The sequence below is a fragment of the Mesorhizobium sp. M6A.T.Cr.TU.016.01.1.1 genome (assembly GCF_003952585.1).
Classification (GTDB): Bacteria; Pseudomonadota; Alphaproteobacteria; order Rhizobiales; family Rhizobiaceae; genus Mesorhizobium; species Mesorhizobium mediterraneum.
In genome coordinates this window covers 649,149-662,551 of sequence record NZ_CP034452.1, presented here as the reverse complement: position 1 = coordinate 662,551, position 13,403 = coordinate 649,149, and the positions used below count along the sequence as shown (strand labels likewise).

Genomic DNA, 13,403 nt, shown 5'->3' with positions numbered 1-13,403 from the left:
GCTCTATCTCTTTGTTTTTGCACAATTCCGGACGGAAAACCGTTTCACACTTTTCCTGGAATTGCTCTAGGAGAGGCGGGCGGCGAGCGCTTCCGGCTCAGCCGCCCACCGACGCCTGCTTTTCGTGGCCGCGTTGGCGCGAAACATAGTCGCGATAGCTGATGCACTCGACATCGGGCCTGGTGCAGACCTCGCCGGCAAAGCGCTCCAGCGCATTCCAGTAGGCGCCGTCATTCATAAGCGTGAAATGAAAGCCGAGCTCCAGCGGAATGCGTTTTCCCTGGTATTGGGCGTCGAAGGCGGCGCGAAAGGCATCATAGGTCCGGTCGGCGAATTCGTCCGCCTTGCTCGGCCGCTCGAAGCCGCCGGAATGTCTGACATAGAGATTGTAGTCCATCGCGATAACCGGCCTTGAACGAGGCCCTTCCGGAATCTGCGGCAGCGAAAAGCGCATGATGCCATTGGCGGTCGTCGGCCGGACTGGGCCGCGCGAGACGCCGCTCGCGTCGAACAGGTAGCCCGCCCTTGGCAGCGCCTCGTAGAGCGCCTTGTTTGCCGACAGATAGGGCGCGCGAAAGCCGACCGCCTTGCGCGCGACTTCGCGCCAGCCCGCGGGTTCGGGGGCAATGCCGTTGATCGAATAGGCGCTTTCGAGAATGTGTGAGAAAGAGCCGAACTCGCTCAGCCAGTCGGCCTTGCTCCAGTCCTCGCCGTCGAAATGGCCGCAACCGTGGCTGCCGATGTCATGACCTTCCGAGGCGGCAAGGTTTATCTGCTCGAGCCGGTCAGCGACTTCCTGTTTCGAGGCGGCAAAGCCGATGTTGGATTTGCCTGCGGTCTTGCCGGGCGCCGTGTATTCCTTGCGCGTTTTCGGCGAGAGCAGGAAGACGCAGGACACGAAATAGGTGAAATGGGCGCCGGTGCGGGCTGCCAGCGCCTGGCTGCGCTTCCACTGCGGAATATCGCGAGCGCTGTCGAACGAAATGATGACGACCTGCTTCGGCTTTGTCGGCGCAGGCGCCGCGGGCGGATCGGCGACAGCAGTGCCCGCCGCAGCAAGCGACGCGATGGAAAACGCAACAACGCGGTACAAACGAGGCATCGACATCTGATCTGGATTTGAAGAGGGTTCGAGCACCGGCTATCGGCGAAATGTGGCGCGGGTGCGGTCGCCATTTACGTCGCCTGCCGGCGATTAGCCGATTTTCCTGTCGAACCCCTTCCATGCGGACAGAATTTCGCTAAAACGCGGGCTCATGTACGCCCCGGCCGGGGCAGGAATGGTTTTGATCCATGTCGGACGACAGTTTTATCCGCGAAGTCAACGAAGAGATGCGTCGCGATCAGGCGCATGCGCTATGGGACCGTTTTGGTCCTGCCTTGCTTGCGCTCGCGGTTCTGGTGGTGGTCGGCACCGCCGCCTTCGTCGGCTATCGCTATTGGGACGAGACCCGCGCCAATCGCTCGGGCGATGCCTTCTCGCAGGCGCTGAAGCTTGCCAATGAGGGCAAGAGCGACGAAGCGCTGACGGCCCTCGCTGCGCTGGAAAAGGATGGCTACGGCGCCTATCCGCTACTCGCCCGCATGCGCGCGGCAACCGTCAAGGCGGACAAGGGCGACGTCGCCGCCGCAGTCAAGGACTTCGACGAGGTCGCCGCCGACGCAGACATTCCATCGGGTCTTCGCGACATGGCGCGCCTCAGGGCAGCACTGCTGCTCGTCGACCAAGGTTCCTTCGCCGATGTCTCCAGCCGCGTCGAGGCTCTCACCGCCGACACCAACACGCTGCGCCATACGGCGCGCGAGGCGCTCGGCCTTGCCGCCTGGAAGGAAGGCAAGGCAGCGGACGCACTGAAACTGTTCGACCAGATCGCCTCGGATGACGGCGCCCCGCGCAACGCGCGCGAGCGGGCGACGTTGATGTCCGAGCTGATCCGCGGGTCGGGCAGCGCGTCGTAGTGCATGTTGCCCAAAAGCATGCCCTCGGGCTTGACCCAAGGGTGCGCAGCGGTTTTGGGGTCAACGACATGCACAATAGGTAGAGTCCGATGACATTCAAAGTCGCCATCATCGGCCGGCCTAACGTCGGCAAATCGACCCTTTTCAACCGTCTGGTGGGAAGGAAGCTGGCGCTTGTCGACGACACGCCGGGGGTCACCCGCGACCGTCGCGTCCATGCCGCCAAGCTCTACGATCTGCATTTCGACGTCATCGACACCGCCGGCTTCGAGGACGCTGCTGCTTCGACGCTGCCGGGCCGCATGCGCGCCCAGACCGAGATCGCCATACGCGAAGCCGACCTGATCTTTTTCACGATCGATGCCAAGTCCGGGCTGATGCCTGACGACAAGACCTTCGCCGAGATCGTGCGCAAATCCGGCAAGCCGGTTGTCGTCGTCGCCAACAAGGCCGAGGCGCGCGGCGCTCAGGGCGGCATGCTGGAGGCCTGGGAACTCGGCCTTGGCGAGCCCATCCCGGTCTCGGCCGAACACGGCCAGGGCCTGCCCGATTTGCGCGATGCGGTGATCGCAGCACTGGGCGAGGCGCGCGCCTTCGGCGAAGAAGAAGGGGATGCGGACGAGGAGACCGCCGCCAGCGAGGTGCTGATCGGCGAGGACATCACCGATCCGGATGCCGAGCCGAGCTATGACGATACCAAGCCGATGCGCATCGCCGTCGTCGGCCGCCCGAACGCCGGCAAGTCGACGCTGATCAACGCGCTGATCGGCGAGGAGCGGCTCTTGACCGGGCCGGAAGCCGGCATCACCCGTGATTCCATCTCCGTCGACTGGGACTGGCATGGCCGCCGCCTGAAACTGTTCGACACCGCCGGCATGCGCCGCAAGGCCAGGATCCACGAAAAGCTGGAAGTCATGTCGGTGCAGGACGGCTTGCGCGCCATCCGCTTTGCCGAGATCGTCATCATCGTGCTCGACGCCACCATTCCCTTCGAGAAGCAGGATCTGCAGATTGCCGACCTGATCATCCGCGAGGGCCGCGCGCCGGTGATCGCCTTCAACAAATGGGACATGATCGACCACCCCCAGGAACTCCTGGCGGAACTGCGCGAGAAGACCGAGCGGCTGTTGCCGCAGGCGCGGGGCATGCAGGCAGTGCCGGTCTCGGCCGAGACTGGGCGCGGCCTCGACAAGTTGATGGATGCCGTCATCAAGACGCACAGAGTGTGGAACAGCCGCGTCTCGACCGGCAAGCTCAACCGCTGGCTGGAAGGCATCCTGGCGCATCATCCGCCGCCCGCCGTGGCGGGGCGCCGGCTGAAGATCAAATATGTCACGCAGGCCAAGACGCGCCCGCCGGGCTTCGTCGTCTCCTGCTCACGGCCGGACGCGATGCCGCAATCCTATGTCCGCTATCTCTCGAACAGCCTGCGCGAAGCCTTCGACATGCCAGGCGTGCCGATCCGCATCGCCTTGCGCACCTCGGAAAATCCGTTCGCCAGCAGGGCGAAGAAACGCCGCTGAGCGTTTCTGCGGCCCTTTAAGCAGCGCTCCGCAGGCCGGCACGCGCTTGCGCGTTTTCGGGTAGCGATTCCAGCGCCGCCTGCAGCAGGATATCGGCAAGGCGTGCCGCCACCGGGTCCGGCTCGGCCTCCTTGCGATGCAGGAACAGCGCCATCTCAGGCAGTGCGGGCAGCCCCAAAACCTCCGGCGTCATTGCCCTGACAGTGGCCGGCAGACCGATATCGGTGCGGATCGTCAGTCCCAGCCCGGCGGCGACGGCCGGCGAAACCACGCCGGAACGGCGCTCGGCCTCGCCAACAGCCTTGTCTTCATTGCCTTCTTCCTGGTGCCGATCGCCATTCCGGAGCTTCTCGTCTTCTGGTCGTGGGCGGGCGTCTGGCTGGCTGCGGCTTTTTGCGCACTGATCGCCGGGCCGATCTTTCTTCGGCCCGAACATGGCCGCAAAAGCGCCTGACTTCGGATCGACAGGGAAGGTCGACAGGGAAAACACGATCCAACCTGTTAACGCACCATCAAGGTTAATGCATCATTGTGCCTCTCCAGTGGGGTCAGTTGCGTTTCTGGAGAGTTCCGTGCATCGACGTGTTTTGAAGCGGCTTGTCGCTGTCGCCGGTGAGAAGAAACGTTCACTTCTGTCTCCGTCCATTGTTGGTCTGTGCATTCGGGTCGGCTTTCCGAAGATCTCCATGCACCGACGTGTCTCGACGCCGGTTGCCGCCGTCGGTGAGAAAAGACGTTCACTCCTGTCTCCTCTGGTCATTGGGCTTGGCATCTGGGTCGGTTTTCCCAATGTCATTGCCTACCAGGACATGACGAGCCTGGTTTCCGGCCTCAAGGCGCCGAACGCCCGCTGGAACGCCTATGTCGAGAAATCCGTCGCCGGATCGGTCCATGCCGCCGAAATGCCTTTCCTCGATTCCGACAGCACCGGCTCGATCTCGGGTTCCGGCGTCCAGTTGCCCGGCATCGGCGCTGTGTCGTTTCGCGGCAAGGGCAGCGTAGCCAGCACGACGCCCGACGAGGACCGCGTCGTGCGTGCCAACAAAAGAGGCCGCATCATCATGGTCTCGCCGGTCGCGCCGCCGAAGAACTTCAATGCCGGCTCGATTTTCGAGCGCACCTCTTCGCTGCTTCGTCCGAGCATGGACAGCAGCCTGAAGATGGCCTTCGCCAAGCCCGAAATCAAAGGCAAGGAGATCCAGATCGCCGCCGCGTTCCACGCGCGCATCGACAAGAAGCCGGATCCCGGCGTGCCGGCCATGCTTGCCGCACTGGTCAATAACGACCGCCCCGACGTCTTGGCGACCGCCTACGCAGCGGCCGCGCCCGACTATGCGCAGGCGTCGCCCTTCGAGGCCTTGCTGCAGGACGAGAAACCCAACGATGGCCGCTTCATTCCGCCGGTGGCCAAGGGCGATCATTCGTGGATGCAAACTCCGCTGCCGGCGAGCGTCTTCTCCAAGCCGGAACAGACTTGCCTCGCCAACGGCATCTATTTCGAGGCGCGCGGTGAATCCGTGCGTGGCCAGGCTGCCGTCGCCCAGGTCATCCTCAATCGCGTTCGCAATCCGGCCTATCCGAACTCGATCTGCGGCGTCGTCTACCAGAACGACAAATGGTTCAACCGTTGCCAGTTTTCCTTCGCCTGCGACGGCAGGAAGAAGCGCATCCAGAGCCCCGCCCACTACAAGACCGCGCAGGATGTCGCCATGGCGGTCACTGCCGGCAAGATCTTCATCCCGGAAGTGGGATCATCGACCCATTACTACGCCAACTACGTCAACCCGGGTTGGGCGCGAACGATGAAAAAAATGACCAAGATCGGCCTGCACATCTTCTACCGCACCTATGGCGGCGGCTGGAGCTGAGCGCTCCGGCAAGGCCCCCGGCGCGGCCGATCGAAGACCCGTCGCCGGAGGGATTCGGTCGCGGCATGCCAACGACGGTATCGGGCACGATGTCGCACCCTGGCAAATCATTGATTTCAATAGGGAAAATACTTGGGGCTGAAGTTCCGCCCGTGGCTTGACGGGCGCGGACCCTCTAACTATGTTGCCGGCGACTTAAGAGCGGACGGACGGTGACGATCTGACCGGGCAAGGGGGTTGCGATGGCCGACAAGAATGGGCCAGACGGAACCGGAGAAACCGGCCGCGGCAAACAGCGTCAAGCCGACATCCGCGACGACGATCTTGAGCGCCGCCGGCGCGACCTTGAAGCATCGCTTGCGACAAGGCGGCCGAACCGGCTCGAGGGGAAAGACGACGCGAAAGCGGGCAGTGCGGCCGGATATGGCCAGGCGCTCAAGCTGTCCAGCGAGTTCATCGCCGGGATAGTGGTTGGTGCAGGTCTCGGCTGGATCATCGACCGTGTGGCGGGGACATCGCCATGGGGTCTGATCGTTTTTTTGCTGCTGGGTTTTGGCGCCGGCGTGCTCAACGTCCTGCGTTCCGCAGGGCTTATGGCGGAATTCGGACAGGGCGACAAAACGCGCGATCCGAAAGAATGAACTTGAGGCGCCGCTTGCCGGCGCAGTGAACAAAGACACTCAAGCCGCGTGCGGCTTTGATGGGGAATTAAAGTGGCTGCTGACAAGGTCGATCCGATCCACCAGTTCCATATCAACAAGCTGATTCCGATCGAGATCGGCGGCTACGACCTGTCCTTCACCAATTCGGCTCTTTTCATGGTCGCGACCGTCGCCGTTGCGTCGGCGTTCCTCTATCTCACCACCTCGAGCCGCAGCCTCGTTCCCGGCCGTCTTCAGTCGGTCTCGGAAATGGCCTACGAATTCGTCGGCAACATGCTGAGGGACGCAGCCGGAACGCAGGGCATGAAGTTCTTCCCCCTCGTGTTTTCGCTATTCATGTTCGTGCTCGTTGCCAATCTGCTCGGTCTTTTCCCATATTTCTTCACCGTCACCAGCCACATCATCGTCACCTTCGGCCTCGCTGCGCTGGTGATCGGAACGGTCGTCGTCTACGGCTTCATGAAGCACGGCCTTGGTTTCCTGAAATTGTTCGTGCCGCATGGCGTGCCGGTCTACCTGCTGCCGCTGGTGGTGCTGATCGAGGTGATTTCCTTCGTCTCGCGCCCGGTCAGCCTCTCGGTGCGTCTGTTCGCCAATATGCTGGCCGGCCACATCACGCTGAAGGTGTTCTCGGGTTTCGTGGTGAGCTTGAGCGCGCTTGGCACGCTTGGCATTGCCGGATCGGTCCTGCCGCTGGCGATGGCCGTGGCGCTGACGGCGCTGGAACTGCTGGTCGCCTTCCTGCAGGCCTATGTCTTTGCCGTGCTGACCTGCATGTATCTGAACGACGCCCTGCATCCCGGGCACTGACCCAGGCTGGCCAAGAGTTTCCGGCATTGCTGCCGGATGGAATTGCAACGGAATTTTAGATCCAAAGGAGTTGAACAAATGGAAGCAGAAGCAGCAAAGTACATCGGCGCCGGCATCGCATGCCTCGGCATGGGTGGCGCCGGTATTGGCCTCGGCAACATCTTCGGCAGTTATCTGGCGGGCGCGCTGCGCAACCCGTCGGCCGCGGATGGCCAGTTCGGCCGCCTGATCTTCGGCTTCGCCGTGACGGAAGCGCTGGGCATCTTCTCCCTTCTCATCGCGCTTCTGGCTCTGTTCGGCTGAGCCCCTGTTCGGCTAACATTGGGAATTGGACGGGCCGGCCGCAATCAGCGGCGGGCCTGATATCAGGGAATAGTCCATGTTCGTGACATCTGCCTTTGCGCAAGAGTCCGCGCCCGCCGTCGAAGGCGGCCATACCGGCACGGAAGGCGAAACGCATTCCGGCACCGGCGTGCCTGCCGAGGCGCACGGCATGTTCCCGCCATTCGATCCGGCGACATTCCCGTCGCAGCTTCTGTGGCTGGCGATCACCTTTGGGCTGTTCTATCTGTTCCTCAAGAAGGTGGTGATGCCGCGTGTCGGCGGCATCATCGATGTCCGCAACGACCGCATCACCCAGGACCTCGACCATGCCGCCAGGCTGAAGGGCGAGGCCGATGCCGCCGTTGCCGCCTATGAGCAGGAACTGGCGGAAGCCAAGACCAAGGCCAATGCGATCGGGCAGCAGGCCAACGATGCCGCCAAGGTGGAAGCCGAGGCCGCCCGCAAGAAGGTCGAGGCTGCCCTCGACAAAAAACTTGGCGAGGCCGAGGCCCGCATTTCGTCCATCAAGGCCAATGCCATGAAGGAAGTCGGCACGATCGCCGAGGACACCGCTTCGGCCATCGTCGAGGCGCTTGTCGGCGGCAAGGCCAGCAAGGCCGAGATCGCGGCAGCCGTCAAATCCGTGGCCCGGTGAGGAGCGCATCATGGACGCCACATCACTCGCGACGCTTTGGGCCACTGTTGCCCTCGTCATTTTTCTGGCCATTGCCGTCTACATCAAGGTGCCGGGGCTGATCGCCAAGGCGCTCGATGCCCGCGCCGACAAGATCAGCAACGAGCTTGAGGACGCGCGCCGGCTGCGCGAGGAGGCCCAGCAACTGCTCGGCCAATATCAGCGCAAGCGCAAGGAAGCCGAGCAGGAGGCCGCCGACATCGTCGCCGCCGCCAAGCGCGAGGCCGACATGCTGGCCGCCGAGGCGCACCAGAAGACCGAGGACTATGTCGCCCGGCGCACCGCGCTTGCCGAATTGAAGATCGGTCAGGCCGAGCGCGAGGCGATCGGTGAGGTGCGCGCCAGTGCCGTCGATATCGCCGTCGAAGCCGCACGCACGCTGCTCGCCGGCAAGATCGACGCCAAGGCCGGCGCCGACCTGTTCAAGGCCTCGCTTCAGGATGTTAAGTCTAAGCTGAATTAAGCGATTTCATCGAGAAGTTCATCGAAAGCCGCCTGGGAAACCTAGCGGCTTTTTTTGTGCGGGCGGGCGAGCGCGTAATCTCCCTCCTTGAGGGGGAGATGGCCGGCAGGCCAGAGGGGGTAGCCGCGCGTGAAGCGCCAGCCTTCTCTTCGCCCCAGATGGCGTCGCGCCAGCTGAAGCGACCCCCTCTGTCGCCTTTGGCGCCTCAAGGGGGGAGATTTGGCGCTGCCTCAATCCAGGCCGGCAAGGCCCTCTTCGTCGAGCACTTCGGTGCCGCCAAGCCGGAACGGTGCGAAGGACGCGCGGTGCAGCCGCGCCACCGGTCCATGCACCTCGATCGCCGTTCGGTGGCGGACGGTGGCATAGCCCATATGAGCCTCGAAACCGTAATGCGCGTGATGGCTGCCGCAGCCGCACATCATGCGGTCGCGCATCACCTTGGCGACGATCGAGGCGGCAGCAATCGACTGCGAGCGCTGGTCGCCCTTGATCAGCGCTCTGCCTTCGCAGGGCAGCCCGGGTGGCACGTCGCGGCCGTCGGCGAGGGCCAGCTTTGGTTGCACTGACAGCCCGACCAAAGCGCGGCGCATCGCCTCGAGGCTGGCCTTGAGAATATTGCTGCCATCGATGCCTTCCGCGCTGACCGAGGCCATCGACACACCAAGAGCGGAGCCAAGAATTTTCAGGAACAGCGCCTCGCGCTGTAGATGGCCGAGGCGCTTGGAATCATCGAGGCCATCGGGAATGTTGGCGGGATCGAGCACCACCGCTGCCGCGACGACCGGCCCGGCGAGCGGGCCGCGGCCAGCCTCGTCCATTCCCGCCACCGGCCACAGGCCTTCGGCCATCGCCTTCGTCTCGAAGGAGAAATCGGGTCTCTCGACGATTTCGAAGAGAAGCGGAGAATCAGAGCGCGCGCGAGCCATGTTGCGGCGAGGTTCGCATTGGCTCCGATTCTCCGCAAGCCCCTCCGGGTCGGGCGGGGCACCGGACCTAGAGGGCACCGTCTGCAAGCCCGGGGACAAGACAGGCCGGACGGGATCTCTTTATGTGCCGCCGGCGCCGGCGGCACATGATGTCTTCACAGCAACATCAGTTGCTCGGTTGCCTTGGCCGCGACGACGAACTGATCGGTCCTGAGCGACCGCCGCTCGGCGTTGAGGCCAAGCCGTTTGGCGGCGATCTCGAAGCGCCGGCCGATCTGCCAGGCATAGGGACCGGCGCCTTTCATGCGCTTGCCCCAATCCGAATCGTAATCCTTGCCGTCGCGCATCGAACGGATCAGCGACATGACGTGACGGTAGCGGTCCGGATAATGGCGCAGCAGCCAATCCTTGAAAATCGGCGCGACCTCCAACGGCAGGCGCAGCACGACATAACCGGCCTCGCGCGCTCCTGCTGCACGTGCCGAATCGAGGATGCGTTCCATCTCCTGATCGGTCAGGCCAGGGATGATCGGAGCGACCATGACCGAGGTCGGAATGCCGGCATCCGAAAGCTGCCTGATCGCCTCAAGCCGCTTGGTCGGCGTCGACGCACGTGGCTCCATCGTTCTGGCCAACATCCGGTCCAATGTCGTCACCGACAGCGCCACCTTGGCCAGCCCGCGTTCGGCCATGCGCGACAGAATGTCGATGTCGCGCGTCACCAGCGCGGATTTGGTGACGATGCCGACCGGGTGGCCGCGCGCCTCCAGAACTTCGAGGATCTCGCGCATGATCCGGTACTGCTTCTCGATCGGCTGGTAGGGATCGGTGTTGGTGCCGATGGCAATGGTGCGCGGCTGATAGCCGTCCTTCGACAGTTCCTTGTCGAGCAGCCGCGCCGCATCCGGCTTGGCGAACAGCTTCGATTCGAAATCCAGCCCTGGCGACAGGCCCATGAAGCTGTGCGTCGGCCGGGCAAAGCAATAGACGCAGCCATGCTCGCAGCCGCGATAGGGGTTGATCGAGCGGTCGAAGGAAATGTCGGGCGACTCGTTACGGGTGATGATGGTGCGCGGCTTCTCGACCTGCACCTCGGTCTTGAAGGGCGGCAGCTCCTCCAGCGAATTCCAGCCATCGTCGAACACATGCCGGCTGACCGGCTCGAACCGGCCGGACGGGTTGATGCCGGCGGACCGGCCGCGATTGCGGTCGGGGCGGACGCGGACGCCACTCTGCTCGATCATTGCATTGGCCATCTCGGCTCTTCCGGCCCCGAAGGCGGCAATGTCGGCACGTACGATCTGTTCCATCTTCGCCCTCTCCCAGGGACTGTCGGCTGGCTGTCGATTCGCTCTGTTCATGAAAATAATCCTATTTTGCCGATGAGAACAAATCAAGAACTTTTTTATGACGCGACGCAAAAACTGGCGTCGCGTTCGGCTTTCCGCTATTCGGCTAACGATGCTCAGCGTTCTCATCCAGACCCTGAATGACGAAGAGAGACTTGCCCGCACGCTCGCCTCGCTGATCGGCGGCGCGGTCGAGGGCGTGGTGCGCGATGTCGTCGTCTGCGACGGCGGCTCGACCGACCAGACGCACCGCGTTGCTGAACATGCCGGCTGCCTTTTTGTGGCGAGCGGCGGCGTTGCTGCCGGTATCAGGCAGGCAAAGGGCGACTGGCTGCTGCTGCTGGAGCCGGGCGCGCGGCTGGCGGAAGGCTGGATCGACGAGGTGGCCGCCCACACGGCCAGGCAAACCATGCCGGCGCGGTTCTCGAGGGCGCGCGGCAGCCGCGTGCCGTTCCTGTCGCGGGTCTTTTCGGGAAACCGGGCACTGGCCGAAGGGCTGGTGATCAGCAAGCGTCAGGCCGCGGCCTTGTCGAAAAACGCCCGCAGCGCCGAAGCCATCGCGCGCGGCCTTGCGACCAAGCGGCTCGACGCCGAGATCTGGGTGGCGCCGGCGAAATGAGGGGCCTTCCTCTGCCGTAGCTTGCTGGGTTAGGCGGCGCGCAAGCCGTGGGCGGAAAGCGGCTTGGTGGAAGCCGTATTGCAGCTACCCTCCTGGGAGGAATGCATACGCTTGTCGCCGTGCGGGAAACTCGCGATACTTGGCAACATTTCGGGGAGATTGCAGATGAATGTATCTATTCGTTCGTATCGCCTTGCTGGCAGCAGCTTGGTCAGTGCCGGCGATCGCGTCGGCGCAGGAGTCGTCCCTTTGGTCAGTTTATGAGAACACGCTCAAATCGGCCAAGTACATCGATCTGACCCATGCCTTCGAGCCGGTGCAGCCTGTATGGCCGGGCTTCGCCAATGCCAAGTTCCAACCGACTGTCGCCGGTCGGGACATCGAGGGCTACGTCAAGGCCGGCGAAGAGTTCACTTACGACAAGCATGGGTTCGTCGCTACCGCCTACGAGCTGACGACGGACCAATATGGCACGCAACTCGATCCGCCCTCCCACTGGAACCCACTCGGTGCAACGATCAGCGACCTGCCGGCCACTTATGCCGTGCGGCCGCTCGTCGTGATCGACATCAGCGGCAAGGTGCAGACTGACGAAGGCTATCACCTTCAGATCGCCGACATCGAAGAGTGGGAAAAGGAGCACGGCCGCATACCGGAAGGTTCGGTCGTCTTCGTGCGTTCGGATTGGTACAAGAAATGGTCCGATGCCGCCCGCTTCAACCAGAAGCCGTTTCCAGGCGTCAGTTTGGACGCGCTGAAGTTCCTGCATCTGGAGCGGAAGATTCTGTTTCATGGCCATGAGCCGCTCGACACCGACACCACGCCCAATCTCGAAGGCGAACATTGGCTGCTTCACAACGATTTCACCCAGGCAGAAGGCGTTGCAAACCTCGACAAGGTGCCGGAGGCCGGGGCGTTGGTTACAATCGGCTTTGCCAAGCCGCTCGGCGGGTCAGGCGGATATGCGCGTTACATCGCTATTGCACCCGCCGATTGGACGGAGGGTGTTTCGGTCACCGAAGCGCCCGGTGCGCCGCTTTCCCGGCAAACCGCGCCGCTCAAGCGCGACGAGAACGGCGTCTTCCGCCCGACGCCCTGATCGCTGGCGATATCCGGGCGGCCGGGCCATGGCGCGTCCCATTTCACGCGATTGTCGCGCAAGTCGCGACAATCGGTTCAGACGTTCAGCCCCTCCGGCGCTCGCGAAAACGTGACTTTCCCGGCGATAGCCATCGTAATCGTTAGCGCTATCGTGGCGTGGCGCCAGTTCTGCCACGGGAGGCAGCCATGCTCCGCCTATCTGCCGCCGTTCTGCTGACCCTGGCTTTCTGGCCGCTCATCGCTTCGGCCCAGGAACAGCCGCCGCCGTCGAGATGCGTTGCGATCGCGCAAGCGCTGCCGTCGGCCACCTATGCCAGCTTCACAGCGCCAAAGGCGCAGACGCCTATGCTGGCCGAGGCCTTCGTCGACGGCGACGTTACGATCACCTATGCCGGCCATTCGACCTACATCATCGAGACACCCGCCGGCGTCAGGATCGCCACCGACTTTTCCGGCGTCTACGGCGCTGACCCGCTGCCGCGCGTGGTGACCATGAACAAGGCCCACCGCACCCATTATTCGGACCATCCGGATCCCGCCATCGAATATGTGCTGCGCGGTTGGAATCCGGACGGCGGTCCGGCGCGCCACGCTCTTGTCGTGGATGACGTCTACATCCGCAACGTGCCGACGGATATCCGCAATGGCGGCGATCTCGGCAAGGACGGCAACTCCATCTTCATCTTCGAAGTGGCGGGGCTCTGCATCGGCCATCTCGGCCATCTGCACCACCGGCTGGAGGACGCGCATTATGGCGCCATTGGCCGGCTCGACGTCCTTATGGTGCCTATCGACGGCGGCATGACGCTGTCGCTCGACCGGATGACCGAAATCACCGCGCGGCTCTATTCATCGATGATCCTGCCGATGCATCGCCATTCGACCCCGATCAGTGAGTTCACAGGTAGGATGGGTGACGATTTCGCGGTGGAATTCCTCTCCGGCCGGTCGCTGACGGTCTCGCTGAAGACGCTGCCCGACCGGCCGACGATCATCATCCTCGAAGGGGTCTGATCGCTTCGTCTCGATCTTCTCCGCCGTGCGCAACCTCTTCTTTCCACTCGCTCAAAACACTCGCTGTCGTTTGGCTTCAGGGGGCAGAGTT

Annotated in this window: 14 protein-coding genes and 1 pseudogene; 11 read left to right on the top strand and 4 right to left on the bottom strand. The window is 63.2% G+C overall.

Annotated elements, in window-relative coordinates; all coding sequences use genetic code 11:
• Window positions 1-97: 97 nt before the first annotated feature.
• A complete protein-coding gene (locus EJ075_RS03070) occupies window positions 98-1,102 on the bottom strand; it encodes a polysaccharide deacetylase family protein (RefSeq protein WP_126103303.1) in 1,005 nt (334 codons plus the stop codon).
• Between the two features lie 191 nt (window positions 1,103-1,293).
• Here EJ075_RS03070 and EJ075_RS03065 point away from each other — a divergent pair, with 191 nt between their 5' ends.
• Together EJ075_RS03065 and der are read left to right on the top strand one after the other, a co-directional pair.
• Window positions 1,294-1,959, top strand: a complete 666-nt coding sequence (locus EJ075_RS03065; protein WP_126103302.1) for a tetratricopeptide repeat protein — start codon at window positions 1,294-1,296, stop codon at window positions 1,957-1,959.
• An 89-nt stretch (window positions 1,960-2,048) separates the two neighbouring features.
• A complete protein-coding gene (der, locus tag EJ075_RS03060; RefSeq protein WP_126103301.1) occupies window positions 2,049-3,482 on the top strand; it encodes a ribosome biogenesis GTPase Der in 1,434 nt (477 codons plus the stop codon).
• 16 nt (window positions 3,483-3,498) lie between these two features.
• On the opposite strand, the pseudogene EJ075_RS03055 reads toward der, so the two are convergent.
• A pseudogene (locus EJ075_RS03055) lies at window positions 3,499-3,741 on the bottom strand (LysR family transcriptional regulator); the annotation flags it as partial.
• A gap of 427 nt (window positions 3,742-4,168) precedes the next feature.
• Between EJ075_RS03055 and EJ075_RS03045 the strand changes: the two are divergent.
• From EJ075_RS03045 to EJ075_RS03020, 6 genes are all read left to right on the top strand, one after another.
• Window positions 4,169-5,350 carry a cell wall hydrolase gene (locus EJ075_RS03045; RefSeq protein ID WP_126103300.1) on the top strand — a complete coding sequence of 394 codons (1,182 nt, stop codon included), beginning with the start codon at window positions 4,169-4,171 and terminating at the stop codon, window positions 5,348-5,350.
• Window positions 5,351-5,592: 242 nt separating this feature from the next.
• Window positions 5,593-5,991: an AtpZ/AtpI family protein gene (locus tag EJ075_RS03040; RefSeq protein ID WP_126103299.1), complete on the top strand. Its 399-nt coding sequence runs from the start codon at window positions 5,593-5,595 to the stop codon at window positions 5,989-5,991.
• 72 nt (window positions 5,992-6,063) lie between these two features.
• Window positions 6,064-6,822: a F0F1 ATP synthase subunit A gene (locus EJ075_RS03035; RefSeq protein WP_095483947.1), complete on the top strand. Its 759-nt coding sequence runs from the start codon at window positions 6,064-6,066 to the stop codon at window positions 6,820-6,822.
• 78 nt (window positions 6,823-6,900) lie between these two features.
• Entirely contained in the window at window positions 6,901-7,125 is a 225-nt protein-coding gene (locus EJ075_RS03030) for a F0F1 ATP synthase subunit C (protein ID WP_056103679.1), read from the top strand.
• A 76-nt stretch (window positions 7,126-7,201) separates the two neighbouring features.
• Entirely contained in the window at window positions 7,202-7,801 is a 600-nt protein-coding gene (locus EJ075_RS03025; RefSeq protein ID WP_126103298.1) for a F0F1 ATP synthase subunit B, read from the top strand.
• Window positions 7,802-7,811: 10 nt separating this feature from the next.
• A complete protein-coding gene (locus EJ075_RS03020) occupies window positions 7,812-8,303 on the top strand; it encodes a F0F1 ATP synthase subunit B (protein ID WP_126103297.1) in 492 nt (163 codons plus the stop codon).
• Between the two features lie 230 nt (window positions 8,304-8,533).
• Here the strand turns inward: EJ075_RS03020 and EJ075_RS03015 are convergent, their stop codons facing one another.
• Both EJ075_RS03015 and EJ075_RS03010 read right to left on the bottom strand, forming a co-directional pair.
• Window positions 8,534-9,229, bottom strand: a complete 696-nt coding sequence (locus EJ075_RS03015; RefSeq protein ID WP_126103296.1) for a ribonuclease HII — start codon at window positions 9,227-9,229, stop codon at window positions 8,534-8,536.
• 155 nt (window positions 9,230-9,384) lie between these two features.
• Entirely contained in the window at window positions 9,385-10,539 is a 1,155-nt protein-coding gene (locus tag EJ075_RS03010) for a PA0069 family radical SAM protein (protein WP_126103295.1), read from the bottom strand.
• Window positions 10,540-10,690: 151 nt separating this feature from the next.
• Between EJ075_RS03010 and EJ075_RS03005 the strand changes: the two genes are divergently transcribed.
• From EJ075_RS03005 to EJ075_RS02995, 3 genes are all read left to right on the top strand, one after another.
• The gene (locus EJ075_RS03005; protein ID WP_095483952.1) at window positions 10,691-11,197 is read left to right on the top strand and encodes a glycosyltransferase; all 507 of its coding nucleotides are present in this window, start codon (window positions 10,691-10,693) and stop codon (window positions 11,195-11,197) included.
• 169 nt (window positions 11,198-11,366) lie between these two features.
• A complete protein-coding gene (locus EJ075_RS03000) occupies window positions 11,367-12,296 on the top strand; it encodes a cyclase family protein (protein WP_126103294.1) in 930 nt (309 codons plus the stop codon).
• A gap of 188 nt (window positions 12,297-12,484) precedes the next feature.
• Window positions 12,485-13,312, top strand: coding sequence for an MBL fold metallo-hydrolase (locus tag EJ075_RS02995; RefSeq protein WP_126103293.1), 828 nt, complete (start codon window positions 12,485-12,487; stop codon window positions 13,310-13,312).
• Window positions 13,313-13,403 lie beyond the last annotated feature (91 nt).